At 69.5% G+C, this 23,605-nt stretch carries 25 protein-coding genes; 6 read left to right on the forward strand and 19 right to left on the reverse strand.

Annotation, left to right across the window (positions count from 1 at the left end):
- Window positions 1-21: 21 nt before the first annotated feature.
- The 4 genes from AWQ71_RS13095 to AWQ71_RS13110 form a co-directional block, all read right to left on the reverse strand.
- On the reverse strand, window positions 22-1,782 hold the full coding sequence (locus AWQ71_RS13095; RefSeq protein ID WP_067132092.1) for a hypothetical protein: 1,761 nt from the start codon (window positions 1,780-1,782) through the stop codon (window positions 22-24).
- Between the two features lie 17 nt (window positions 1,783-1,799).
- A complete protein-coding gene (locus tag AWQ71_RS13100; protein ID WP_067132095.1) occupies window positions 1,800-3,365 on the reverse strand; it encodes a serine/threonine-protein kinase in 1,566 nt (521 codons plus the stop codon).
- On the reverse strand, window positions 3,362-5,134 hold the full coding sequence (locus AWQ71_RS13105; protein WP_084258828.1) for a serine/threonine-protein kinase: 1,773 nt from the start codon (window positions 5,132-5,134) through the stop codon (window positions 3,362-3,364). The genes AWQ71_RS13100 and AWQ71_RS13105 overlap by 4 nt, the downstream gene beginning before the upstream one ends.
- 387 nt (window positions 5,135-5,521) lie before the next feature.
- Window positions 5,522-6,046 (reverse strand): hypothetical protein, encoded by a 525-nt coding sequence (locus AWQ71_RS13110; protein ID WP_067132101.1) that lies wholly within the window; start codon window positions 6,044-6,046, stop codon window positions 5,522-5,524.
- 661 nt (window positions 6,047-6,707) lie between these two features.
- On the opposite strand from AWQ71_RS13110, the gene AWQ71_RS13115 reads away from it, so the two are divergent.
- Entirely contained in the window at window positions 6,708-7,214 is a 507-nt protein-coding gene (locus AWQ71_RS13115; RefSeq protein ID WP_067132104.1) for a P-loop nucleotide/nucleoside kinase family protein, read from the forward strand.
- Between the two features lie 332 nt (window positions 7,215-7,546).
- Here the strand turns inward: AWQ71_RS13115 and AWQ71_RS13120 are convergent, their stop codons facing one another.
- The 3 genes from AWQ71_RS13120 to AWQ71_RS13130 form a co-directional block, all read right to left on the reverse strand.
- Window positions 7,547-8,299 carry a site-specific integrase gene (locus AWQ71_RS13120; RefSeq protein ID WP_067132106.1) on the reverse strand — a complete coding sequence of 251 codons (753 nt, stop codon included), beginning with the start codon at window positions 8,297-8,299 and terminating at the stop codon, window positions 7,547-7,549.
- A 208-nt stretch (window positions 8,300-8,507) separates the two neighbouring features.
- Window positions 8,508-8,846 carry a helix-turn-helix domain-containing protein gene (locus AWQ71_RS13125; protein WP_067132110.1) on the reverse strand — a complete coding sequence of 113 codons (339 nt, stop codon included), beginning with the start codon at window positions 8,844-8,846 and terminating at the stop codon, window positions 8,508-8,510.
- A gap of 4 nt (window positions 8,847-8,850) precedes the next feature.
- Window positions 8,851-9,183, reverse strand: coding sequence for a hypothetical protein (locus AWQ71_RS13130; RefSeq protein ID WP_067132113.1), 333 nt, complete (start codon window positions 9,181-9,183; stop codon window positions 8,851-8,853).
- A gap of 105 nt (window positions 9,184-9,288) precedes the next feature.
- Here AWQ71_RS13130 and AWQ71_RS13135 point away from each other — a divergent pair, with 105 nt between their 5' ends.
- The 3 genes from AWQ71_RS13135 (at window position 9,289) to AWQ71_RS13145 (ending at window position 11,082) form a co-directional block, all read left to right on the forward strand.
- Window positions 9,289-9,726 (forward strand): VOC family protein, encoded by a 438-nt coding sequence (locus AWQ71_RS13135; protein WP_067132116.1) that lies wholly within the window; start codon window positions 9,289-9,291, stop codon window positions 9,724-9,726.
- Window positions 9,727-10,123: 397 nt separating this feature from the next.
- Window positions 10,124-10,315, forward strand: a complete 192-nt coding sequence (locus AWQ71_RS42630; protein ID WP_067132119.1) for a hypothetical protein — start codon at window positions 10,124-10,126, stop codon at window positions 10,313-10,315.
- Window positions 10,312-11,082, forward strand: coding sequence for an RNA polymerase sigma factor (locus tag AWQ71_RS13145; protein WP_067132122.1), 771 nt, complete (start codon window positions 10,312-10,314; stop codon window positions 11,080-11,082). Before AWQ71_RS42630 ends, AWQ71_RS13145 begins: the two co-directional genes overlap by 4 nt.
- 215 nt (window positions 11,083-11,297) lie before the next feature.
- Here AWQ71_RS13145 and AWQ71_RS44625 read toward each other — a convergent pair whose 3' ends face one another.
- Window positions 11,298-11,477, reverse strand: a complete 180-nt coding sequence (locus tag AWQ71_RS44625; RefSeq protein WP_157570323.1) for a helix-turn-helix domain-containing protein — start codon at window positions 11,475-11,477, stop codon at window positions 11,298-11,300.
- A 245-nt stretch (window positions 11,478-11,722) separates the two neighbouring features.
- Window positions 11,723-12,382 carry an HAD family hydrolase gene (locus tag AWQ71_RS13150; protein ID WP_067132125.1) on the reverse strand — a complete coding sequence of 220 codons (660 nt, stop codon included), beginning with the start codon at window positions 12,380-12,382 and terminating at the stop codon, window positions 11,723-11,725.
- A 324-nt stretch (window positions 12,383-12,706) separates the two neighbouring features.
- On the opposite strand from AWQ71_RS13150, the gene AWQ71_RS13155 reads away from it, so the two are divergent.
- Window positions 12,707-12,979 (forward strand): hypothetical protein, encoded by a 273-nt coding sequence (locus AWQ71_RS13155; RefSeq protein WP_067132128.1) that lies wholly within the window; start codon window positions 12,707-12,709, stop codon window positions 12,977-12,979.
- Between the two features lie 667 nt (window positions 12,980-13,646).
- Here AWQ71_RS13155 and AWQ71_RS41570 read toward each other — a convergent pair.
- From AWQ71_RS41570 to AWQ71_RS13200, 9 genes are all read right to left on the reverse strand, one after another.
- A complete protein-coding gene (locus tag AWQ71_RS41570; protein WP_157570324.1) occupies window positions 13,647-14,195 on the reverse strand; it encodes a hypothetical protein in 549 nt (182 codons plus the stop codon).
- A gap of 435 nt (window positions 14,196-14,630) precedes the next feature.
- The gene (locus AWQ71_RS13165) at window positions 14,631-15,866 is read right to left on the reverse strand and encodes an MFS transporter (protein WP_218001764.1); all 1,236 of its coding nucleotides are present in this window, start codon (window positions 15,864-15,866) and stop codon (window positions 14,631-14,633) included.
- Window positions 15,863-16,390 (reverse strand): Chromate resistance protein ChrB, encoded by a 528-nt coding sequence (locus AWQ71_RS13170; protein ID WP_245658269.1) that lies wholly within the window; start codon window positions 16,388-16,390, stop codon window positions 15,863-15,865. Before AWQ71_RS13170 ends, AWQ71_RS13165 begins: the two co-directional genes overlap by 4 nt.
- Window positions 16,391-16,533: 143 nt before the next feature.
- The gene (locus tag AWQ71_RS13175; protein ID WP_218001765.1) at window positions 16,534-16,917 is read right to left on the reverse strand and encodes an undecaprenyl-diphosphate phosphatase; all 384 of its coding nucleotides are present in this window, start codon (window positions 16,915-16,917) and stop codon (window positions 16,534-16,536) included.
- 42 nt (window positions 16,918-16,959) lie between these two features.
- The gene (efeB, locus tag AWQ71_RS13180; protein WP_067132137.1) at window positions 16,960-18,210 is read right to left on the reverse strand and encodes an iron uptake transporter deferrochelatase/peroxidase subunit; all 1,251 of its coding nucleotides are present in this window, start codon (window positions 18,208-18,210) and stop codon (window positions 16,960-16,962) included.
- A 31-nt stretch (window positions 18,211-18,241) separates the two neighbouring features.
- Complete coding sequence (efeO, locus tag AWQ71_RS13185) at window positions 18,242-19,372, reverse strand: iron uptake system protein EfeO (protein ID WP_067132139.1); 1,131 nt, start codon at window positions 19,370-19,372, stop codon at window positions 18,242-18,244.
- Window positions 19,373-19,433: 61 nt separating this feature from the next.
- Window positions 19,434-20,294, reverse strand: a complete 861-nt coding sequence (gene efeU / locus AWQ71_RS13190) for an iron uptake transporter permease EfeU (protein WP_067132142.1) — start codon at window positions 20,292-20,294, stop codon at window positions 19,434-19,436.
- 206 nt (window positions 20,295-20,500) lie between these two features.
- Entirely contained in the window at window positions 20,501-21,679 is a 1,179-nt protein-coding gene (locus AWQ71_RS13195; protein WP_067132144.1) for a serine hydrolase domain-containing protein, read from the reverse strand.
- Window positions 21,680-21,721: 42 nt separating this feature from the next.
- A complete protein-coding gene (locus tag AWQ71_RS13200) occupies window positions 21,722-22,099 on the reverse strand; it encodes a hypothetical protein (protein WP_067132146.1) in 378 nt (125 codons plus the stop codon).
- Between the two features lie 284 nt (window positions 22,100-22,383).
- On the opposite strand from AWQ71_RS13200, the gene AWQ71_RS44365 reads away from it, so the two are divergent.
- Complete coding sequence (locus AWQ71_RS44365; protein WP_281196181.1) at window positions 22,384-22,512, forward strand: hypothetical protein; 129 nt, start codon at window positions 22,384-22,386, stop codon at window positions 22,510-22,512.
- 270 nt (window positions 22,513-22,782) lie between these two features.
- On the opposite strand, the gene AWQ71_RS13205 is transcribed toward AWQ71_RS44365, so the two are convergent.
- On the reverse strand, window positions 22,783-23,298 hold the full coding sequence (locus AWQ71_RS13205; RefSeq protein WP_067132149.1) for a hypothetical protein: 516 nt from the start codon (window positions 23,296-23,298) through the stop codon (window positions 22,783-22,785).
- Between the last annotated feature and the right edge of the window lie 307 nt (window positions 23,299-23,605).

Raw genomic sequence — 23,605 nt, forward strand, 5'->3', positions numbered from 1 at the left:
CGCGGGCCCTTCCCGGTGAGGTCAGCCCGCGGCGAGGGCCTGCGCTATCGCCCGCGCCACGGTGAGGGCGCCGGCCAGGCTCTCTTTGGCGCCCATCAGGGTGGACTTGGGAGAGTTCAGCGGCGTACCCTCCGGCCGGTCGGCGCCGAAGAAGTCGACCGTGACGACCGCCGAGCCGTACCGCACGGCCACCTGGCCGATCCCAGCGTGCACGGTGGGCGTCCGGTTGGTCCGGTATTGGCGGAAAGCCGCGTCGCCCAGGCCCTTGATGTCGGTCGACGTGTACCAGAACATGCCGCCGAAGCCGCTCTTGGCCATCCTCCGGCCCTCGGCCCGCTGGTCGATGAACCGGTTCTTCGCGCCGTCGGGGTCCTCGGTGCCGACCCGGTTCGTGAAGCGCTGGACGGTGATCATCACGCTGCGCAGCCGCGTCTTCGCCCCCGCGGGGAACTCGCGGTTCATCCAGACGCAGTCGGTGCTGGTGGACGAGGCGTCCTGGATCTGGGTCGCCTTCTGGGTGGCCTGCGGCACGTAACGCTGCGCGACCGCCGACACCTGCTCACAGAAGGCGGGCATCGCGATCGGGGTGGGCGACGGGGAGGCGGTGGCCGACGGCGACGCCTCGGGGGTCGAGCCGGCGGCGTCCGTCCCGCCCGGATCGCCTGTCGTGCTCACCGGGCCGCGGCCGTTTCGCCACGTCGTCACCGACGCCGCGACCTCGCCCAAGAGCGTGGCGGCCTCGCGCAGCGCGTTCTCCTCGGTCACCCCCTGAACGCCGTCCGTGGAGAAGATCGGCGCGTCCTTGCGCTGCTGGCTCGCCTGGTATTTCACCTCGATCACCACGTCGCCGACGCGGCCGATCGCCTGCCCGTAGGAGTACATGTTGTTGCTGCTCTTGGCGTCCCGCGCCCACGTGTAGCGGGCGAACGCCTCCTCGCCGACGCCGGACAGGGTGCGCACCTTGGAGCTGTAGTTCTCCTTGGTCGAGTGGGTCTCGGCGTACTTGCCCCCCGTCAGTTCGGCGTCGTAGGAGTTGCGGGCGACGCGGACGGCGGTGAGCTCGCCGTCCGCCTCGTAGCGGGTCAGCTCGATCTCGATGCTCCGGGAGCGGACGTACTCGCCGAAGGAGAAGTTGTCGTTGCGCAGGGTGCAGACCCAGCTGATGTAGCCGGTGTCATCCCGGTGGTCGCGGGTGTCCTTGGTGCTCTTCGCCTGGGGGACCAGCCGTTCCACGGTGGCGTGGCGCGGCATGGCGCACGCGTCCGGCGCGGCGAGCGTGGCACGCGGCGAAGACGTGGAGCCCGCCGGGCGCGCGGCGGCGTCGTCGTCCCTTTCACGGAACACGAAGAAGGCGGTCGCGGCAGCGGCGGCGGCCAGCGCGGTCCCGGCGGCCACCGCCGGGACCAGCTTGCTACGGCGGCGCGGGGGGATCGGCGCGACCAGCGCGCCCAGCCCCGTCGGCCCCGTCGGCGCGCCGGGCAGGCCGGGGCCCGCCGGTCCGCCCGGTCCGTTCTGGCCGTTCTGGCCGTTCTGCCCGTTCGCCGCGTACGGCCACGAAGGCGGGGACAGGGGGCCGCCGGGCGTGCCGGGTGCCATGGGGCCCGGAGCCGCTCCGTTCGGCCAGGGCGGCGCGGAGCCCGGGACCGGGCCATTGGGCCAGGACGGCACGGCTCCCGGAGGCGGGCCGTCCGGCGGCGGGCTCGGGTGGCCGGGCCAGGGCGTCATGGGACGGCCGTCCTCGGCCTCGTTCGGATCGCGGGGGCCGTTTTCCTGGCTGTCCATGTGCTCTCCTCGGGGGCTCAGGCGCGACCGATCGCTTCCGCGGTGAGTTTCGCGGCGCGCTCCGCCGTACGCCGGGCGGCGGGGGTGACGGCGGGGCCGTCCAGCTGGTGGTACCGGACTTCGCCGATCATGTTGCCGACGCGGAACCAGACCGTGCTGGTGGTGGATTTCTGGAAGGAGTTCGACACGTCCTGCGCGAAGCCCTCGACGCCGGTGCCGGGCACGTCCCGGACCCCGTACGTCGTCTCGTGGGACGCGGTCCCCTTCAAGGACGCCTGAACGGAACGGCGGGAGGCGAGGGAGAGCCGGGCGGCCTCCCCGCTGCGCTCGGCCCGGAGCAGCAGGGTGACGCTGCGCCAGACGATCCCGTCGTGGCGGAACCGCCACGCGCACTCGCCGTCCGCCGCCGAGGTCTCGGTGGCGCCGCCGAGAAGCTCGGTCGCCTGGGCGTCCGTGAGCAGAGCGCACGGGTCGGGCACCGTGGCGAAAGGAGCCGCGCCGCTCGTGCTCCCTGCTGAAGAGGCGTCCGGCCGCAGGGCGAGCCAGCCCGCCGTGCCGGTGGCGGCCAGGGCGACGAGCACAATGGACGCGATCAGCAGCGGCCTCCGCTTGGCGGGACGCGCCCTACCGCGCCGCGAGGGCGCGGTGGGCAGGGTGCCCGACACCGGTGACGACGGGTCGGCCTGCGCGGCGAGCGCACCGGCCGTGGGATGCGCGGCAGGTGCGGGGGCGGCGTCGTACGCGGCGACCGCGCGCAAGGCCTCCCGGATCGCGTCCGGGGAGGGACGGGCCGCCGGGTCCTTGGCCAGCATGGCGAGCAGGAGCGGGCCGAGCACGGGCCCCGCCCGCTCGGGCGCCGGTGCCTGACGCAGCAGGATCGCGGCGGTCACGGCGGCGGCCAGTTCACGCGCGAATGGAGCGCGCCCCTCGACCGCCGTATAGAGCGTGGCGCCCAGCGACCACAGGTCGGACGCGGGTGTCGCGGCGCCGCCGGAAAGCCGCTCCGGCGCCGCGTACCCGGGAGAACCCGCCGTGGTGAGCCAGGCGGCCGTCTCCCGGTCGGCGTCGGGGGCGGATCCGGACGTGTCGCCGGTGGCGGCCGGTAGGGCGATGCCGAAGTCGGCGAGCAGGGCCTGGCCGTGCTCGTCGAGCAGGACGTTGGCGGGCTTGACGTCTTGGTGCAGGAGCCCCTGGGCGTGCGCAGCCGAAAGGGCGCCGAGGAGGCGGAGCCCGATCTCGGCGACCCGGCGCGCGGGCAGCGGCCCGCCGTTCTTGATCACATGGTCCAGCGAGCGGCCGCGGATCAGATCCATCACGATCCACGGCCGGTCCCGGTCGACGACGACGTCGTGGATGACCACGATGGCCGGATGGTTGAGCCTGGCGGCGGAACGGGCCTCCTGGATCGCCCGCCCCCCGAAGGCGCGCCTGGCCTCGCCGGTGAGCTCGGGTGGCACGCGGATGTCCTTGACCGCGACGTCGCGGTGCAGCATCTCGTCCCTGGCGCGCCAGACGGTGCCCGCACCGCCTTCGCCGAGGGTTTCGAGCAGGCGGTATCGACCGGCCAGCAGCACGCCGCTCATCCCTTCGTGCGCAGCGCGGCGTCGCCCATGCGGGCGACGGAGAGCGCCGCGCTGCGGATGTCGTCGTCGGTGGGGGTGGTCGAGAGCGTCGAGTAGGCGGCCTCGACCACGAGGTCGCCCAGCCGGAAGAGCACCACGCCGCCGAACGTGTGGCCCTGCGCCGTCGTGAACTCGTAGGCGAGCGCCTCGTCTCCCACGCCCTTGACGGGCCGGGGAGCGGTCTGTACGAACGCGATCGGGCGGGTCTGCCCGATCTCCTTCCACGTCCAGTCGCCCTTGAGCCCCTTGGCGTACTTCTTGGCGAGGCTCTCGTACAGCAGGCCGGAGGACTCCTCGGTCATGGCCCAGGGGTCGGGCGTGTCGGAGTCCTTCTTCGGGATGAGGCTGATCCCCTCGCCCCTGACCGCCCACTCGCAGCCCGCCCCGGAGACCGCGCCTTTCGGCGCCGGCGCCGTACGGACGACCTCGTGGACCTGCTCGGAGGTGAGGAGCGCGCAGAAGTCGACGGGACGCGTGAACGACGGCGCCTTCTGCGCGCTGCCGTCCGGAAGCACGACGAACGCCACGGTCGCGGCCACCGCCGCGACCAGGGCCACGACCGCGCCCCCCAGGAGCATGCGCCGTCTCGTGGCCGGGGGATCGGCGGTTCCCGGCGCGTTCGGCATGCCCGGAGCGGCGGCCCACGGGTCGTGCGGGCCGGGCTGGTGGACGACGTTGTGCGGGTTGGAGGGGTCGGCGACGCCCACCGGATGGCCCGGCCCTCCCGCGCCCTGCCAGACGGGGTAGCCGGTGACGCCCGCGAACGGCGCGCCGCCCTGGCCGCTCTGCGGCCCCGGATAGCCGGGCCCGGGGGCGACCGGCCCCGGCGGGATCGGCTCGTTGTAAGGCCCGGAGGACGCGGGCGGGATCGGCGCCGGAGCGGCCGGGACGGGCGACAGCGTGGGGGAGCGGCCCTCGGAGATGTCGACGAGCAGCCGGAGCGCGGTCGCGGTGTCTGGCCGTGCCGCGGGGTCGCGGTCCATCATCCACATCAGCAGCGGCCCCAGGGCGCCCGCGCGGCGCGGCGGCGGGGGAGTCCTGCTGACCAGCGTGGCATGGATCCGCTCGACGGGGCCGCCGTCGTACGCGGGGACGCCCTCGGTCGCGAGATACAGGGTCGAGCCGAGGGACCACAGATCGGAGGCAGGCCCGCCGGTGGCGCCGTCGAGCCGCTCGGGAGAGATGAAGCCGGGTGACCCGATCGTGGTGTCGGCCGCGGTCAGCGTGACCTGACCCTCCAGCCGGGCGATGCCGAAATCGGTCAGTATCGTACGCCCGTCCTCGTTGAGGAAGACGTTCGCCGGTTTGACGTCCCGGTGCTGGATGCCGTGCGCGTGCGCCTCCCGGAGGGCGCCGAGCACCTCCGCGCCCACGCGGGCGGCCCGCTCCGGGGGCAGCGGTCCCCGTTCCTTGACCTCGTCGGCGAGCGTACGGCCGCGCAGCAGCTCCATGATGATCCATGGCCGCCGGTCTTCGACCAGCACGTCGTGCAGGCTGACGATGCCGGGGTGCCGGACCCGTGCGGCGGCCCGCGCCTCACGTACGGCGCGTTCGACGGTGTGGGCGCGCTCCGCCTCATCGAGGCCGTCCGGCAGGCGGAGCTCCTTGATCGCGACCTCGCGTTGGAGCATCTCGTCCCAGGCCAGCCAGACCGTGCCCATCCCGCCACTGCCAAGTTGACGGCGCAGGAGGTAACGAGAGGCGAGTCGTCCCCCAGAGGACTCGGGCATATCGGGAGGATAGTGGATCGAGCCTACGTGGACGCTGGGGTAGCAGTGACTGAAGGGATCCTGTTATCTCCGATGCGTGGTCAGCGGTGGCCGCTGAGCACGACGAGGCGGTGCCCGCCCAGGCGAGCGCGCGCTGTATGGCGACCACGTCGCCGAGCTCCTGGATCAGGCCCTCTACCACGTCGAGCACCTGCGGCTCGGACTCGCCGACGACGCCGCGGCCCCTCCTTCGTCGGGCCCACGGCACCGATCCTCTTATAGAGGCGTTCTGGGCCCTTCTTGACCACGACCCGAAGGTGTGTTGCGGAGCCGATGCGGGCGCAGGTCCCTTTGATCCCGGCGCCGGCTCCGCAAGTCACTGCTCAGGGGCGCAGAGCACCCCAGCGATTAGGAGCAGACGCGCTTCAAGCTGGCGTACTTGCCCCAGCCGAGCGTGTATCCCTTGGGCCCCTTGTCCCAGAACTTGATGGAGGTGACGCCGGTGCCGCTGTGGATGGTGTACCAGCCCTCCTTGTCGTACTCGTTGATCCCCCTGTTGATACCCCAGCGCATGTTGCTATTTGCGCTGAGCCCCGACACCCAGAAGTCGATGTAGCCCGTGGCCTGCCTGTTGGGCACGTAGAACTGGTAGGCGCAGTTCGCGGTGGTGAACGCCACCTTGTACTCGACCTCGATGCAGACGTGCTCACCGTTGGTGTAGGTCCACTCGATGGGCTGCTGCGTGTCCCAGCCGCTGAAGTACTGGTCGTTGCCTGGGCATGCGGAGGTGTTGCTCTCCAGTGTGGTGACGTGAGGGGTGAACGTCTCCTCGGCAGGATCGGCGACGGCGGGCGAGCCGATCAAGGTGAGCGCGGGGAGGGCAAGGGCCGCTGCTGCGATGGCCCGGGCGGCGATGCGCTGAAAAGTTCTCACTGCATGACTCCTGTCGGGGCGAGATGGTGTGCCGTGATGGCGTGAGATCACTTTCGGCAGGCCGGTGCCGTGTCCACCACCCGTGGACAGCGCATGCGGACAACGACCGGACACCCGCCAGGTCTGGACAGGGGCTGGCAAGCGAGAAACGGGGGTTGAGGAACATCGGAACGGAAACTGGCGCTAAGCCCTCGCCGTACCTGATGAGCGGCCGACGGCTCTGTGGTACGAGAACGGGCTTGATCCCTATGAGGGCAATTCGGCAAGAGGTCCCGCGTTGCCTCGTGTTGCTTTCTCGCCGGCAACACGGCCCTAGAACGGGGAGACCCCGGTGCCGTGGTGGTGGCCCGGGGTCGTTCGTTTGGCCTACGCAGCGCTCACGATTGATCCCGTAGCGTCGCGAAGTGGCGATACCTTAGCACTGTCAGGTTCGAAAGTTCATTGCTTCTGAAGGCTTTTCAGATTGAACTGTCGGGTGTTCGTTCGTTCGTGACGTGTATCTAGCTTGAGTTCTTGCTTAGCTGATCTCGTTGTCGGTCTCGTGCTGATCTTCATTGATGATGTTGAGCGCGGAAACATCTCGGCCGCGCCGGCCAGCGCTCAGGTCTGCTGCTGACCGAGCTGACCGTCGGGCTCGCAGCGAACCACTACGATCAAGTAGATGCACGCATCCCTCCACCTTCTTGCGGGCGCGCCGGCTGCAGGCAAGACCACGTTGCTCCCACACCTGCTGGCAGCGGCGGACGGCCTGGTCGTGATGGACATGGACGAGCTGCTGGAGGATGGCGCGCTGCTCGGCGTCCCCATCGCCGATCCCGCGGCTGCCCCGGTGTGGCCTGCCTACGACCGCATGTGGGAACGCATCGTGACCATGGTCCGCCGGGCGGGTCACCCGGTGCTCCTGCTGTGCCCGGTGCCTGATCCCGAGGAGTTCGCCCCAGGCGGTCGCTGGGCCGCGCCGGTTCGCTGGGCTCTGCTCGACTGCCCGGACGAGGTGCGCCTTCACCGGCTGAAGGAGCGCGGGGTACCGCAGGAGTGGATCGAGGAGGCGATGGCCGATGCCGCGCAAGGCCGCGCCCTCGCTCCCAAGGTCTTCGCCGGGGACGGGGCCGACGAGTTGGCGGTGCGGATCCTCGCCTGGGCACGTGAGGACGCGCCCAGTCATTAGTTAGCTGATCTCGTTGTCGGTCTCGTCCTGATCTTCGTTGATGAGTCGGCGTGCCTGGTCGGCGTAGCGGATAGCGGTGCTCTCATCGATGCCGAAGACCACGGCGAGATGGAGCGCGTCTGGGCCCCGATTGAGCGCCTCCTCCAGGACGCGGTCGACACGTAGATCGTCGAGCCGGACCCGGTGTCGGACGAGTAGGTGTTGCTTGAGGTAGTAGGTGCTGACGGGCTCGACTCCGGCGGCGGTGAGCCGGGAGATTAGGACGTGCGGGTTGCCGGTGTGCGGCCAGAATTGGCGGCGCTCGGCGAGGTAGTCGCGCAGGGCGTCGTGGGTCAGCTCGTCGAGAGGGCGGGCGAGGCCGTCGAGGATGATCCGCCGGGAAGGTCGATGTCGTCGAGGGCGAGCTGGCGGATCGTCCGAGGGCGAGCGGCGTGGATAGCGGCCAAGGCGACAACCAGACGCAGCGCCGGCGTGACGGCGGCACTGACGGCGCTCTTGAGCGCAAACTCGTCGAGCGGCAGGCGCTCAGGGTAGGGATGGGCTCCCGGGTGAAGCTGAGTGGTGGGGTTGGCGAAGATCCGCCGATGCTTGGTGGCGAAACGGAACAACGACTTCAGCGCGGTGACGGTGTTGCTGAGGCGGCGCCCGCGCAGCGCCTCGACGGCGGCGTGGGCCTCCTCGCGCGTAACCTCGCGTAGGTGCTTGCGGGTGGTCGCCCAGCTCTCCAGGATCGGCTGGACGGTTCCCAGGTAGACGTACAAGGTGGTGTCGGAGCGCGGGCGGGTGCGGGCGTCTCCGGTGTGCAGCCAGGTCAGCCAGTCGCGGACGTCGGTCTTGAAGTTTGCGGGCAGCGTGCTGGTGCGCCGGTCGGTCCAGGCCAGGATCGCTTTGGGTCGCTGCTCGTCGAGTAAACCGAGCTCGGTGAGGACCTCCGCGGTCCGCTTGATGCTGCGACCCCGGCCGCGCAGGCGGTCAAGCTGGGCGTAGGCGACCGGTTCGTCGGCGGGATGTTCGGCCAGCAGCAGGACCAGGGTCCGTTCGACGGCGGCGAAGACGTTGCGCGACCAGCCGCGTTCCTCGCGCATCTGAACGGCTCGCTGACGCGCCTGGACGAGCATGGGATTGTCGGGAGCCAGGGACCTTTGAGCAGTCGGTTGCCGGGGCGTGCTCTGCCCGGAGGAGACGCGGTCGCGGTGGGCGCGCTTGCGGCATGCCGAGCCGCAATAGACCGGGCGGCGGCCGACGCCTGTGTAGGCGACAGGCCAGCCGCATATCACGGCGCGTCGGCGACGCTCACCGAGGCGGCAGCGAGCGGCCAGCGCGCGACCGTGGAGTAACGGCAGGCGGGCCGGCGGCCAGTCGACCATCGGCGTTGGCCGCCTGGTCCTGGTCGTGCTGGACGGGCTGCGGCACCAACTCGGGCTCGCGGATCAGCAGTTCGCCGACCTCGCAACCGAGCGTCGCACAGATCACTTCCAGCTCATCCAGCTTGATGCTGGCCGGATGTCCGGACCACAGACCCGACATCTTGCCCGCGCTGATTACCAGGCCGCGTTCCGCGAGCAGGCGTTGCATCTCGCTGGCCTTCCAGATACCGCGCTGCGCGGCGGCCATTCGCAGGTTCCACTTCATCGGCTCAGGCCCTCCCAGCGCCGAGCGGCGCGTTGCTGCCCGGCGATCCAGGCGTCTTCGACGGCGAGGCCGGCCACGACCCAACCGGGCGCGTAGCCGAGGCCGAACCGCCATCCGACCACGGCCAGGCCAGGGCCAGGGTCGCGGTGTAGGTGGTGACGTGGGCGAGGTTGGCGGTCCACCCGGCCCGGCCGGGCGCGGCCTTGCCGCACGCCTGGCCGTGCGTCTGTACCCAGTGGTCCGCGACGGAGTGCGCCGCGTACAGGGTGGCCAGGGTGAGGGCGAAGCGTAAGGCTGCCTCGGTCGTCAGGCTTGAAGTCGTAGCGAAAATTTGCACGCGATCAAGGACAGTCGCTCTGATCGGCTCCGGCGATCGGATGGTCCGTCCGACGTTCTGAGTTGTGATCGCGGGACGTATGGCCGCTTATGGGAGGATTGGTTCGTGGAAGCATCAGTGAGGCAGATTCAAGTCACTTTCGACTGTGCAGAACCTGAGCGCGTTGCTCGTTTCTGGTGTGAGGTGTTGGGGTACGTCGCGCCGCGGCCACCGGAGGGGTTTGCCAGTTGGGACGATTTCAATCGCACGCTGCCGCCTGAGCAGCGGGATTCATGGTTCGCATGCAGTGATCCCTCGGGCGCGGGCCCGCGGTTGTACTTCCAGCGTGTTCCCGAAGGCAAGGTCGTCAAGAATCGGCTGCACCTTGACGTGCGGGTGGGGATCGGGCTGGTGGGCGAGGAGCGCCTGGCGGCCCTTGAGGCCGAATGCTCGCGGCTGATCCAGCTCGGCGCGGTACGCGTACGGCTCCTGCCTGCCGATGAAGTAAACGAGTCGGTCGTGGTCATGCAGGACGTTGAGGGCAACGAGTTCTGCCTCGCCTGAGTGGCAGGCAGGAGCGAAGAGCCCGGCCGGCTATGCCGGTTCCCATTCGCCGACCTCGAACTCCTCCACCACAGCCTCGGCCCCACTCAAAGGGGTCATGCGTCACGAGACCTGGCGGCTGGGGACACGTTCGGGAGCGGAGGGCCGTGCAGGGGACCTGAACCCCCTCTCGCAGCGGCGTGTGAGCCCGCGGCCGTCGCACCTCCACGGTGCGGCGGCCGCGACGCCCGAGCGAGTTGGGGTTGAGGGGTCCGGGGCCACTTGCGAGAAGCGCACTCCGCGAGCGGGGCCTTCTCCGTTGGGAATCGGCTGTAAAGAGATTCGGCGGTTCTGCCCTCGAAGGGAGTAGAGGCGGTCACCATGAGGGAGGCCGCATCGGCTCCCGAAGGAGGCGGCGGTGACCGATCCGGTCCTGATAGCGATGGCCGCGGTGTGTGCGCGTGGTCTGGTCGTCTTGGTGGACGCGTTGGCCGAGCGGATCGTGCTGCGGGCCCGCCGGGAGCTGATCCGCAGCGCGATCTCGCTCCCGCCCGGCACCGAGGTGGAGCAGGAGCGGGCCGGCTGGCGGGCCAGGCGGGTCCGGCGATGACCCCCGAGGAGGCATACGAACTCCACAGGTGCCGGAAGCGTGCGCTGGCCGGGGCCGTCTACGGCGAGCAGCATGATCCGCTCTTGGGCTACGCCCGCCGGTTGGCCTCCGGCTGGGGGATCCCGATGAGCGAGCTGGACCCTGAGGACGTCGTCCAAGACGCGTTCGTGCAGCTGATACTCCAGGACGGGATCGAGACGATTCACAAGCCCGGGGCGTGGTTGTGCGTGGTGGTCCGCAACCAGATCGCCAAGGCCGCCCAGCGGCGCCGTCCCTTCACCGAGGGCGACCCCGCCTTGCACCTGGAGGCCGGAACAGCCTGCTGGTCCTCCTTGGCGCGCCAAGCCGACATCGAAGACATCCGCGCGGCCCGCACCGTTGTCGACGCGATCGCCGACCTGTCCGGCAACCAGCAGATCGCCACCTACCTCAGCCGCGTCCAGGGGTGGCCCAACACCGATATCGCTGCCTTCCTCGACTGCTCGGTGTCCACTGCCGGCGTTCACGTCTTCCGTGGCACTCATGCCATCAGCGCTAGCCCCGAAGTGATGGCTGCCTCGCGCTCGGCCTCCTTCGGCCCCCTCGTGGTTGTTTTGGTCGGCCTGGTGATCGCCATCGTGCTCTTCCTCGCTGGCGCCTCGTGGTGGCTGGCTGTGCTCGTGCCGGTCGGTCTCTTCCTGGGGGCCGTTGCTTCGAGCTGGCTGTGGTACTCCATCGCGGACTGGTTGTACGACCGGCGTATCCGGCGTCGCCGCGAGAACTCATAACCGCAGCTCAGGCCTATATCCGCTCAGACGCGGAAGTCGGCGGGGGAGGCGCGGCATGCCTGCCACGATGCCGGGCTGGTGCGGTGGCCGAGAAGGAGATCGGGAAGCCGTTGGCAGATCGTGTTCCCGGTCCCCGGCAGATCCCCGGAAGGCGGTTCACAAGGGCACAGGGTCACTTGCGAGAATGGGGGGCGCGTTTTTCACAAGTTGCCTGGTTACTGGCTGGCGGCAAGTGCGGCGTAGGCCGTGCTGCGGGAAAGCTTCAGGATGCGGGCGGCCTCCGTGACGCTGACGCCTTCGTCGACGAGGCGGCGCAACGTCGCCAGCTCGGCACCGCTCCAGCTCCGGGCGCGTGGGCACCTCGGTGAACGTCCCGTACGCCTCGGCCTGCTCATCAGTCAGAAACTCCACCGGCACGAGGCGGGCCGTAACCAGCACCGACGCCCGTCCGGCGAGCTTTCCGCGAACCCCGGCCGTGCCCGCACCCGGTGCGCTAGCCGACCAAGATCAATCTCACCGGGATTTCCTGTACCTCAACTACTCACACCCGGCGTCCTGCTCGACTGGCGCGCGGGCCTACTCGCCGCGCTGGCCGTCGCCGTGGGCGACTGGGCCCACACCTACCAGCGGGGCAGCGGAGTCATGGTCGGTCGGTTTGTACGAGGAGTGCCGGGAGTTCGCGCATGTCGTCGAAGACTGTGGTGTTTGGTCCTTCAAGCCATTTCGCGGGTGTGAGTCCGCCGGCGTAGCCAAGAGCGCGCATGCCGGCTGTGCGGGCTGCCTGGATCCCGTATTTGCTGTCCTCGACGACGATGCAGACCGAGGGGTGGACGCCCATCTGCTTGGCGGCGTGCAGGAACAGGTCGGGGGCCGGTTTGCCGTGGGCGACCTCGCTGGCGCTGAAGATGCGGCCTTCGAAGTATGGGTAGATCCCGGTGTGGCCCAGGGTGTGGCGCATCGTGTCGTGGCTGCCGCCAGAGGCGACGCAGCTGGGAAGTGTGAGGGTGTCGAGGACTTCGAGGATGCCATCGACCGGGGTGAGTTCGGCATCGACGGCCGTGCGGTGCAGTTGCTCGAATCTCTCCTGCCAGAGTGCGGCCCGGCTCGGCCCAACTCGGGCGGTGATTTGTTCTCCGTTGGAGAGGGGCGACCGGCCGATGAACTTTTCGATTACCTCGGCTTCGGTCAGCGGCCAGCCCAGCTCGGCGCCCACGGCGACGTGGAGGCGCGCGGCAATGCGTTCGCTGTCGACGAGCACGCCGTCGCAGTCGAAAATGACGAGTTCAATCGGAGTGATCATCCGGAGAGCCTAATCCGATCACGGTGGTTCGCGGCGAGGGAAGGCGGCTGACCCTGGTGGCCCCAGGGGCGGCCTCGCGGAGCCGGCCCTCCGCTCCCGAACGTGTCCCCGGCCGCCAGGTAGGTCTGACGGCGCCATTGGATTCGCGTGATGGGTGTCGGGATTAGAAGGTTTCCCGACACCCCACCGAGCCGGTCCGCGACCACCCGGAAGACCGGACACCGGGTGACGAAACACCGCCCCAGGCGGTCGAATTCGCGTCCGAATTGACGACAGGATTTCCCGACAGGTAAAAGGGGCTCCGACCTTCTCGAGGAGCACCTGGTGCGGATCGTCTACTCCCGCGTGTCCACCGCGACCCAGTCACTGCTGCGGCAGCGCCACATCCTCACCGAGGCCGGCCTCCTCGTCCGGACCGAAGGCGTCGCCGAAGGATTCCGCCCCGCCGAGGGCGTGCTGCTGTTCGAGGACCCGGCTTCGTTCCAGGATCAGGGCACGTCGATCGCGGCCCTCGCACGCACCCACGGAGTCAGCCGCGCCGCCGTACGGACCGCGCTCGCCGACCTGCTACCTCACCAGGCCCAGCCGGACCAGTAATCAGGCCGCCTCCATCGGAACGGCCAGCGGCGATAGCGCGTCCCCCGCGGGCTCGTTAACGCCACTGGCCGTTCGGGTGCTGCTCAAGCCCCGCCTCAGCGACCAGCACCGACACCGTCCAGAAACCTGCGTCCCAAAAGGGAGGTGCTACAGGCCGGTGCCGCTCATGGGGTTGTGGGGCGCAGACCCGATGCTGATCGGCCGTCACGGTCGTTGGCGCGACAGGTCCCGCACCGTGTTGGGCTACATCCGCGACATCGACCGCTGGGCGCCGAGGTAGGCGCCGGTCGCGCCCCCAGCGCGCAGGCTGTGTGGCCGGATGCCGACCTCACCGTTTCGCGCCGCGGTGCAGCCTGGCGGCAGCTGCGGATGAAGAAGCACAAGGCGTGCGAGGAGAGCCGACCCTTAGCCCCGGTCACCGCATTGTTCGAGCGGAGCACTGCCAACTAGGGAACTTCTCACGCAGACGCAATGCCTACGGCCAGGTCGCTTCGCCCGCCCGTCGGAGGCGGAAGTGAGCAGCCTGTGAACAGCGTGCCGCCCCTGGCAGTCGATGATCACTGATACCGCTCGGAGCAGGAACGACGTCGCTGGTCTTTACGGTAATTCGCCCAGACCAAGCCCTTTGTGTGGGTGCTCGCTCGCTGCGGGCCGCTTACTGTGAAAATTAGGTCAATAAGCCGTTTCGGCGTCCTCTTGGGAGACCGATTCGACACTCCGTCAGTTCGTAAGCGCCTGAAAACAGGCCGCACCAGCCCCAACGGGTTCGGTGCCACATGAGATCCAGCCCCATGCATGGGGTGTGGATTGCCACGGAGTGATCCTCATGCTCAGACAAGTTTTCGCTACCGGCGCACTGGTGACTTCTGCCCTGGTTGCCCCGGCGACCATATCGACCCAGCCCGTGAGTGCCGTGGCGCCCTACACAGTCAGCGCCTCCACGTACATCACGAATACGGTTAGTGCCCCCTTTAAGGTCACTAACACCACCGCCCCGTGCTGGTGGGAGCACGGTTGCAAGTTCTGCAGGGGAGAGCCGGTCTTCTGCCGCCACCACCACAGGCACTTCTTCTTCCACAGGCACTTCCACCACAGGCATTTCTTCCACAGGCACTTCCGTCACGAGCATTTCTTCCACAGGCACTTCCGCTTCCATGAGCACGGCTTCCATGAGCACGGCTTCCATGAGCACGGCTTCCACGGGGGTGGCTTCCACGGGCACGCCTTCCATGGGGGCGGCTTCCACGGGCACGGCGGCGGACGGCGGTGAATCCTAGGCGGATCCCAAGGCGAACTGCTGGGCAGCACAGGACCGGCGAGTCCTGCCATCATCCCGCCGCCGGGGACCCTCGCGGGCGATGGCCCGAGAGGGCCCAGGTGTGACCAAGAAGATCAAGATCTCTCTGCCTGATGGTCTCGCCGTCGAAGCGCAAATGTCAGCCCGCTTCGGCATGGTCGCGGGACACCCGGAGGGCCTCACGTGACTCGTCGCTCGGGGCAGTGCGGGTCGCTTGATGAACGGCACGTGCTGCTCCGGCGCATGGCGGATCCGCTCGGCAAAGCGTGGCCGATGATCCGGAACGGGCCGCCTATCCACGGAAGCGTGGGGTCCGCTTCGGTCGGGCGAGTTGCTCGGCGCGGCCGGTACCGCTCAGGTCGTCGTTTCCGTGTCGGTGGGCGGTGGCTGGTAGGGGGCGGCCGTGGCTGGGGCGTTGTTGAGCGCTGTGTTGCGGCGGTGGAGCACCGTGATGACGAGCACTGGCCCGATGGCGAGCAGGAGGGCGAGGGCGGCGTAACCGTAGGTGAGGCTCGTCATTGTGGCGATGGCGGCGACCAGGAGCGGGCCGCCCGCATCGCCAAGTTCGCGTCCCAGCTCGGCCGCGCCCATCGTCTGGCCGAGGCGTGCAGTGGGGGTGGAGGCTGCGAGGGCGGCGAACCCGAGGGGAGTGATCAGGCCGGTTCCGGCGCCGATCAGGGCGGCGCCGGACAGGAGGCCGGGCAGACCCGCCACCATGGGGCAGGCCAGGCCTGCGGCGGTGAGCAGCAGTCCTGCGATGATGCCACCGCGTGCGGTGATGCGTCCGTCGTCGAGAGCGCGTCCGGCTTTGGGCTGGACAAGGGCGGCGCAGGCGGCGAGCACTGACACCGCGGCCCCGGTGGCGATCGTGCCAAGGCCGGCCGCGGCGCCGGTGACGGGCAGGAAGCCCACGCCGACCGACAGAGCAGCGGTCGCTGCGGCCAGCGCCGCGGTCGGGCCGAGGAAGGCCGGTTCAGCGAGGCGCCTTACCAGATCGAGCACCGTCTGCCGGTTCTTGGGTAGCGGGGGTACGGCCGGGACGGCGAGCGCGGCCCAGGCGGCGACCGCCATGCCGAGTACCGCCAGTACCGCGAACAGCAGTCGCATGCCTGCGGCCCATACCAGCACGCCTCCGAGCAGCGGGCCCAGGGTGTAGCCGATGGACTTGTAAAAGCCGTAGGAGCCGAAGGCGCGGCCGTGCTTGGCCGCCGGGTTGAGGCGCGCGACCAGGGCGGAGGCCGACGGGGAGAAGGCGGAGGCTGCGGCCCCCTGGCCCAGGCGGGCCGCCCAGAGCCAGCCGGGGCTGTCGGCGATGGCGTAGGCCACCGAGGCGGCAGCGAAGGCGATGAGCCCGCCCACCAGGACCGGGCGGGCGCCGATGCGGTCGGCGAGCGTGCCGAACGCTGGCTTGAGCAGGACCTCGGCCCCGTCGTACAGGGCCAGCAGGCCGCCCAGCACCATCAGCGAGGTAACCGCGTCCTCGGAGAAACCGCCGAGGTTGGCGGCGATGCCGTGAGCGCCGAAAGCGGTGGTGAACCCGGCTGCGTACAGCGGCCACATCTGGCGGCGCGGCGCCGGGGGTGAGCTCACAGGCCCTCCGGCGATGTCTGGTGGAGGGCGCGGAACACCTTCTCGGCATAGTCCTCGCAGGCCGCGGCGCACTGCTTGAGCCGCTCGGCGGCCTCGGCCGCCTCGGGTGCCCCGAACACGTCCCGGGCCGTCAGGTCCCGGTGCCAGCGCCGCAGCCGATCCAGGCTCTGCTCCTCTTCCTCGAGCTCGGCCATTGTGAACTTGGCGTGGCGGATCTCCTTGGCCAGTTCCTGGTCGAACTTGCCGCAGTCGGCCAGGAACTCGGCCCAATCTGCGGACCGTGCGGCGGTGAACAGTGCCTGCAGGCGGGTGGCGTCTTCCGGCCCGTGGCCGGATGCGCGCATGGTGATGGCCTGGCCTTTGGCCTGTTCGGTCAGCTCCAGCGCGCGTGCCAGGCCGTGCGCGAAGACGGGCACGTCCGGTACGGCCCATACGCCCTGGCCGAGCGGCAGCGCGCCGATCTTGCGCAGTTCCCGCCAGGCTGCCACTCGGTGCCGCGATGGCTGCGTGGGCAGTTTGATCACCAGGATCAACCAGCCAACCCCTGAATCCGCTGTCACATCAAATAATGTAACCCGAGTTACATTGCGCCGGTGAACAGGTAGGCGGGTAGATGCGACAAAGGTGACAGCGGAGGCGGGGACGCAACGAGCTCAACCGCCCTTTGTCAGGCGGCGAGAACTCCAGTGCCGAGCAGTGCGAGGAGCAGCGCTCCGACGGTGATCCGGTAGATGACAAAGACGTTGAAGGAGCGCCTGGCGACGCACCTCAGCAGCCAGGCGATGGAGGCATAGGCGATGACGAAGGAGACGGCCGTGCCCACGATCGGCGGCATGGGACCGGCGCCGCCGGCCTCGGAGCCGAGGGCGTCCCTGAGCTCGTACAGGCCCGCGCCGGTCAGCGTGGGAATGCCGAGGAAGAAGGACAGGCGTGTCGCCGCCACCCGGTTCGGGTCCAGGACGAGCGCGGTGGACATCGTCGCGCCCGAACGGCGAGCGTGCTCGGCCGGCATCGCCACGCCCGGCGGCAGGCCGCGTTCGCCATGCCCCAATCTCAGCGCCTGCCGGCGGCGGCCGCAACGCGTCTGACAGCTTTAGGTGAAGAGGGCGCGCCCCCAGTAGTCACCGGCGTCCGTCACGCCGGGCGGGCAGGCGAACAGCCCGCTGGAGACGTGCTTGATGTACTCGTTCAGCGCGTCCTTGGCGGCCAGCTCCCGCTGGATCGGGACGAACTGCTTGTGCGGGTCCCGCTGGTACGCCATGAAGAACAGCCCGGCGTCGAGACGGCCCAGGCCGTCGGAGCCGTCCACGTAGTTGTAGCCGCGCCGCAGCAGGTGGGCGCCGCCGTGGACGGAGGGGTGGGCCAGCCGCACGTGGGCGTTGTCGGCGATCACCGGCGCCCCGTCGGGGCCGTTCTTGGCGAGGTCGGGCTCGTCGAACTCCTTCGCGCCGGTCAGCGGGGCCCCCTCGCCCTTGTCGCGGCCGAAGATGACCTCCTGCTCCGACAGCGGCGCGCGGTCCCAGGTCTCGATGTGCATCCGGATCTTGCGCGTGACGAGGTAGCTGCCGGAGTCCATCCACGCCTGGCCGTCGCCCGCCGCCGCCCAGAGCTGCTCGCGCAGGAGCTGGGTGTCCTCCAGCTTGAGGTTGGCGGTGCCGTCCTTGAAGCCCATCAGGTTGCGCGGGGTCGCCTGGGCCCGCGAGGTCGAGGACGTACGGCCGAAGCCGAGCTGGGAGTAGCGCACCGACACCTTGCCGAACCCGATCCTGGCCAGGTTGCGGATCGCGTGCACCGCCACCTGCGGGTCGTGCGCGCACGCCTGCACGCAGATGTCGCCGCCGGAGATCTCCGGCACGAGGTCGTCGCCGCGGAACGCGGGCAGGCCGGCCAGGGCGGCCGGCTTCCGGTCGGTCAGGCCGAACCGCTTGTCGAACAGCGACGCGCCGAAGCCGATCGTCAGGGTCAGCCCGGAGGCGGGCAGCCCGAGGGCCTCGCCGGTGTCGTCCGGTGGCGCTTCACGGTCGCCGCCGACCGCGCCGAACGTCCCGGCCTCCTTGCCCTGCGTCATCCGCGCGGCGGCGGACGTCCAGTCCTGGAGCAGCTCGACCAGCTCGGCGCGCTTGTCCGTCGTCACGTCGAAGGCGACGAAGTGCAGCCGGTCCTGGGCCGGGGTGACGATCCCGGCCTGGTGGGCGCCGTAGAACGACACCGGCGCGGACGTCGTCGCCGCGTACGCGGGCGTGGGCGAGTCGGTGACCAGGGCGCGGCTCGCGACCGCGCCCGCGCCGACGGCGGCGACGCCCGCCGCGCCGAGCCCGAAGAGCCTCCTGCGGCTGATGCTCATTACCTGCTCCGTCCCGGTACGGCCGCCGCGGTCACTTGCTCACCGTGGAGGCGATCCGGCTGATCGGCTCGGAGAGCGCGTTGATCACGTCGGACAGCTTCTTCAGGTCGTCCTTGGACAGGTCGGTGTGCAGCTTCCAGCCGTCGCCGGAGCGGTGCGCCTCCAGGGCGGCCTCGGCTGCGGCGAACTTCTCGTCGAGGGTCTTCACCAGCGCGGGGTCGCGCTCCTCCAGCACCGGGCGCAGCGCCTGCACCGCGGCCTTGGACCCCTCGAGGTTGGCGTCGAAGTCCCACAGGTCGGTGTGCGCGTAGCGGTTCTCCTCGCCGGTGATCTTGCCGGTGGCGACCTCGTCGAGCAGGCCCTTGGCGCCGTTGCCGAGCAGGAGCGGAGAGATCGTCGCCTCGTTGGCCTTCTCGACGATGGTCTTGATGTCGGCCATCAGCTTGTCGGCGATCGGGCCGTCCTTGCTGACGTCCTTCTTCACCCACAGGTCCTTCTCGAGGCGGTGGAAGCCGGTCCACTCCTCGCCCTTCTCGACGTCGTTCTCGCGGGCGTCGATCGCCGGGTCGAGGTCGCCGAAGATCTCGGCCACCGGCTCGATGCGCTCCCAGTACGTACGCGCGACGGGGTAGAGCTGCTTCGCCTTGTCGATGTCGCCGGCCTTGACGGCGTCCACGAACTCCTGGGTCTTGGCGAGCAGCGTCTCGCTCTGGGTCTTGATGTAGCGCTTGTAGCTGGCGGTGGCCTCGGAGAGCTTGGCGTCGTCGCTCAGCGGCTTGTGGTCGCCGGTCACCTTGAGCGGGTTCCTGATGCCCTTGCCCACCATGCCCGGCTTGCACGCCGCCTCGTACGTGCCGGCGGGCAGCTCGACCATGACCTCGCGGGTGAGGCCGGGCACGATGTTCTCCACCTCGCCCATCACGCGGTCGCCGCCCGCGTAGATGTAGAACTCGGTCACCTTGCTGCCGTTGTTGGTGATCGAGAAGGTCGAGGTGCCCGCGGGCAACTCCGTCGCGCCGACCTTGCACTCGGTGTCGCTGGCCGCCACGGTGATCTTCCCCGGCGTGCCGGCGCTGCCGGAGGCGGTCGTGTCGGCCGTGCCGGAGCAGGCGGCGGCGAGCAGGCCGAGGACGGCCACGGCGACGGCGGCGGGGGTGCGCATGCGGAGGACTCCAGTTCTGGGAAAGCTTGAGGGGGACGTCGGGGAGGCGGGGAGCCCGCGCTCAGGAGGCGGGCACGGTCGGCGCGTCACCAGCCGGTGCGGCAGGGCCACGCGTCGCCTTCGGACGGCCCGACGGCCGCAGGAAGAGGATGAGGACCGGAATGGCGTAGGCCACCCACGCCAGGGTCTCCACCACGGTGGGCTGGGCCGTGATGTTGAACATGCCGCTCAGCAGCGCGGAGTACCAGGCGCCCGGGTCGAGCACGCCGCTGATGTCGAAGGCGTAGGTGCTCAGGCCGGGGACGATGCCCGCCTCCTGGAGGTCGTGCACGCCGTACTTGAAGATGCCCGCGGCGACCAGGATCAGCAGCAGGCCGGTCCAGGTGAAGAACGTGGTGAGGTTGATCCGCAGTGCGCTCTTGTAGAGGCCCCAGCCCAGCGCCACGGAGGTGAGCAGCCCGAGGGAGATGCCGACCAGCGGGCTCGCGGTGGCCGAGGCGCCCTGCGCGGCGGCGAACCACAGGAGGGCCGTCTCCAGCCCCTCCCTGGCCACCGCGAGGAACGCCATGACGACGACCGCGGTGGCGCCCAGCTCCAGCGCGTGGCCGAGCTTCTCGCGCAGCTCGCCGGACATCCGCCGCGCCGCCGTGCGCATCCAGAAGATCATGAACGTCACGAACACGGTCGCGGCGAGCGAGGTGATGGCGTCGAACAGCTCCTGCTGCGTCTGGTTCAGGTGCGCAGCGGTGAACGTGAGGAGCGCGCCGAACCCGACCGAGAGGAGGACGGCGCCGGCAACGCCCGCCCACACGAGCGGGAGACGGTCGCGGCGGTCGCTCTTCACGAGGAAGGCGACGAGGATGGAGACCACGAGGGTGGCTTCCAGGCCCTCTCTGAGGCCGATGAGGTAGCTCGCGAACACTGTGCCGCTCCTGCGAGATCGAGTAAGGCGACCCTTATTTAGGCCAGCGTTACCTTACCCGTCCGCCGGCTACCTCAGCCAGAGGGGTAGCTGAATGTCGCTTCAGTGACGTTCGCCACTTTCCACCTCAAGCCGGGCACGCCGAGCGGCGGCGAGGCGAACGTCCACAGGGGCGGACCTCCGTGGGGGCGGCCCGCCGAAGCCGTTCACCAGGCCTTGAGCGCGCGGTGGACCGCCTCGAGGAGGGTGGCGGCCCTCCGGTCCGGCACGCCTTCCTGGATGCGGTTCATGACATAGCCGAAGGCGAGGCCGTTCGCCGGGTCGGCGAAGCCGAGCGACCCGCCGTAGCCGGGAAACCCGAAGGCGGTCGGGCTGTACCAGAACGCGTCGGGGGTCGGCAGACCGAAGCCGGTGCCGATCCGGACGGGCACCCGCAGGACGCGGTCGATTCCACTGACCTGTTCCGCGGTCGCCGCGGCCAGGGTCTCGGGCGTGAGAACGCGATGCCCGTTGACCTCGCCGATGAGCGCGGCGTAGAAGCCGGCCAGCGCGCGGGCCGTGCAGATGCCGTTGGTCGCCGGCATCTCGGCGGACTGCTCGCCGGGGTCGTCGTGGTTGAGCGGCGGCGTGACGACGCCCATCGAGCGTCTGGTCAGCGACGTGGGATCGGCGTAGGCCCGCATCACCTCGCGTGCGGGTTCGGGAAGGGCGTCCAGGTCGATCCGGGAGAGTGCGTCCAGGTCGATCGGGTCGGCGACGATCCGGCTGACGCGATGGTGCTCGGTTTTCGGCAGCCCGATCCACAGGTCCAGGCCGAGCGGCGTGGCGATCTCGGCGGCGAGGAATGTGCCGATACTGCGGCCGGTCACCCGGCGGACGACCTCCCCGACCAGCCAGCCGTACGTGTGCGCGTGGTAGCCGTGGTCCGTGCCCGGCTCCCAGAAGGGGCGCTGGGCGGCCAGCGCGGTCACCATGGGATGCCAGGCGATCGCCTCCGCCGGGGTGATCGGGTGGTCGAGCGCGGGCAGTCCGGCCTGGTGGGTGAGCAGCCAGCGGACCGGGACGTGCTCCTTCCCGTTCGCGGCGAACTCCGGCCAGTACTCGGCGACTGGCGCGTCGAGGTCCAGCTCGCCCCGCTGGGCCAGCAGGTGCGCGCAGGCGGCGGTGACGCCCTTGGTGGTGGAGAACACGACCTGCAGGGTGTCGCGCTCCCAGGGGTGGCCGGTTTCGGGGTCGGCGACTCCTCCCCACAGGTCGACGACCTTTGTGCCGTGCAGGTAGACGGCGACCGCCGCGCCCACTTCCTGGTCTCCGGCCAGATTGGCCGCGAACGCGTCACGCACTCCTTCGAATCCCGGTGCGGTGTTTCCGCCGATTTCGGGCATGCGGCATCGCCTTCCGTGCATGGGGTGTGTCGCCGGAAAGTGCTAGCTACGCCAGCTCTCGATGAGCCAGGCGCAGATCTCCGGCTCGGTCATCTCCGGAAACTCGTCGGTGAACGTGGCAAGCGCGCGGATCGCCTCGTCCCGGGTGAAGCCGCGTGCGGACGCCGCCTTGAGATACTCCTGACGCGCGGCGGAGGGGCGGCCGCCGCCCGCGCCGCGGCCCGGCAGGCCGTCGCGCCACCGCACGATCTCTTCCAGTCGATCAGCCCGCCAGCCGGGAGCTCCGTCGACCTCGACGTCGGGCTCGGGAAACGGGTGACTCGAACCGCTCGGATAGCGGGAGCGCCACTTGTGCACCGCGTGCCGGCTCACTCCCAGCGCCTCGCCGATGCCGAGAACGCCGAGGAAGTGCTCGGTCATGGTGCACCAACTTGTCTGTCTGGCCTCCTCTGGGGGTCCCATTACTACCACGCTCGGCGCGGAGTCCCGCTTGCGCGTCGAACATCGTCTCCGATAGAGACAACATTAGGGGAGGTGTAAAACTTCGTCAACGACGAAGACGAAGTTCTTTCGGGGGCGCAGGGGGATCGAGGGAGCGGGGCGGAAGGGAGCGGGGCGAAGCGGCCGGCCCGGTCGAGTGGTCGTGTCCGTAAATTCCTCGGGGGTTACGCGGCGACGTCGAGCACGGCAGGCTGTTGCTCGCAGTGATCGTGCTGCTGGGAGTCGAGCTCTTTCTGTTCGTGTCGCTCGATCCGGGCCATCAGGTCCTCGAGGTCGGCTGGGGTGAACTTCCATCTGAAAAGCGGAAGGCCGGCAGTTCGACCTGCCCCTGACCACATTCTCTGCGCAGCAAGAACGCCCCGAGCCGGTCATGGCCCGGGGTCTTTTGATCTCCAATGACAAAAACGTCCGTAGGAGAGCATCGGCCTCCCTCGTTGACGGCCCCTGGAGTCCGCGTTAGCACCCGGCACAGCGGTGGCGCGGGAGATAGCCGGTGCTTTCGTCGCTCTGGCCGCCGAGGGGGAGGGGGCGGGTGTGGTTGCTCATCGGATGTGACCGAGCAGGATGTTCGTTCACAGCTGTCGGGCGGGGATCAGTCCGCCTCATCGGAGATTCCACGCCAGCAGCTCTCCGGCCGCAGCCTGAACGCGGGCGAGCCGATCGGTGTCATCTTCAATGAGAGTGAGTGTTTCGTAGGCATAACTGGCCACCGTGACAGAGCGCCCGGCGAAAATTTCGGCATAAAGCAGCCAGATCCCGCTCTTGGCGGCCTGTATGCATTCGGCGACCAAGTCTCTGCCTGCGCGCACGGCCTCGAACGACTGCCCGTTGTCCCCGACGAGGCAGAGCAGAAGTCCGGTGTACTGCTCCCTGGCATGGAGGGGGACGTCATCGGCCAACGCCGCCAAAGCGACGGAGACCGTGGGTACGGACGGGGCGAAGAGAACATCCGGAAGAAACACGTGACCGTTGTCGATTATGTCGGTGGTGCACTCGCCCGAGGTGTTGGCCTTGGCCAGCCGCAGGAGGTCCGATGCGACGTGCGCGGCGGACTGCCCGCAGCCGCACTGCAGCGCGGCCCAATCGTGCCGCTCGATTTCCAGCTCTACGAGTTTCACTGGGCCATCCTAGATACCGCAAGATCGTTCCGGAATTGCTTTCGCTGGCTCCGGCGTCGACAGCCCTAGCTGGGAGCCTCTCGGGCAGGGGCGGTGCCCCTCCCGAATTAGCGGGCCAGTGTAATTGCCCTTTGATCTTGCCCCGCCGATCCAGCACCACCGCAACGATTCGGCAAACCCCTCGTGCTCACCGGGCATGAGGTGATCGGCTTGTCACCTCAACAGGCGTTGCCGGAGCGCCGGAGGCCTTTATGCCGAACCAGGGGCTACATAAGAGGCGGTCAGGTGGCAGCCGTATGCGTGGCGC

It is taken from the genome of Microtetraspora malaysiensis, from assembly GCF_001528665.1.
GTDB lineage: Bacteria > Actinomycetota > Actinomycetes > Streptosporangiales > Streptosporangiaceae > Microtetraspora_A > Microtetraspora_A malaysiensis.

Coding starts and splice junctions, on each gene's coding strand:
- AWQ71_RS13095 (WP_067132092.1), bottom strand. CDS start 1,782: ATGGACAGCCAGGAAAACGGCCCCCGCGATCCGAACGAGGCCGAGGAC.
- AWQ71_RS13100 (WP_067132095.1), bottom strand. CDS start 3,365: ATGAGCGGCGTGCTGCTGGCCGGTCGATACCGCCTGCTCGAAACCCTC.
- AWQ71_RS13105 (WP_084258828.1), bottom strand. CDS start 5,134: ATGCCCGAGTCCTCTGGGGGACGACTCGCCTCTCGTTACCTCCTGCGC.
- AWQ71_RS13115 (WP_067132104.1), top strand. CDS start 6,708: ATGCACGCATCCCTCCACCTTCTTGCGGGCGCGCCGGCTGCAGGCAAG.
- AWQ71_RS13120 (WP_067132106.1), bottom strand. CDS start 8,299: ATGCGCGAGGAACGCGGCTGGTCGCGCAACGTCTTCGCCGCCGTCGAA.
- AWQ71_RS13125 (WP_067132110.1), bottom strand. CDS start 8,846: ATGAAGTGGAACCTGCGAATGGCCGCCGCGCAGCGCGGTATCTGGAAG.
- AWQ71_RS13145 (WP_067132122.1), top strand. CDS start 10,312: ATGACCCCCGAGGAGGCATACGAACTCCACAGGTGCCGGAAGCGTGCG.
- AWQ71_RS44625 (WP_157570323.1), bottom strand. CDS start 11,477: ATGAGCAGGCCGAGGCGTACGGGACGTTCACCGAGGTGCCCACGCGCC.
- AWQ71_RS13150 (WP_067132125.1), bottom strand. CDS start 12,382: ATGATCACTCCGATTGAACTCGTCATTTTCGACTGCGACGGCGTGCTC.
- efeB (WP_067132137.1), bottom strand. CDS start 18,210: ATGAGCATCAGCCGCAGGAGGCTCTTCGGGCTCGGCGCGGCGGGCGTC.
- efeO (WP_067132139.1), bottom strand. CDS start 19,372: ATGCGCACCCCCGCCGCCGTCGCCGTGGCCGTCCTCGGCCTGCTCGCC.
- AWQ71_RS13195 (WP_067132144.1), bottom strand. CDS start 21,679: ATGCCCGAAATCGGCGGAAACACCGCACCGGGATTCGAAGGAGTGCGT.
- AWQ71_RS13200 (WP_067132146.1), bottom strand. CDS start 22,099: ATGACCGAGCACTTCCTCGGCGTTCTCGGCATCGGCGAGGCGCTGGGA.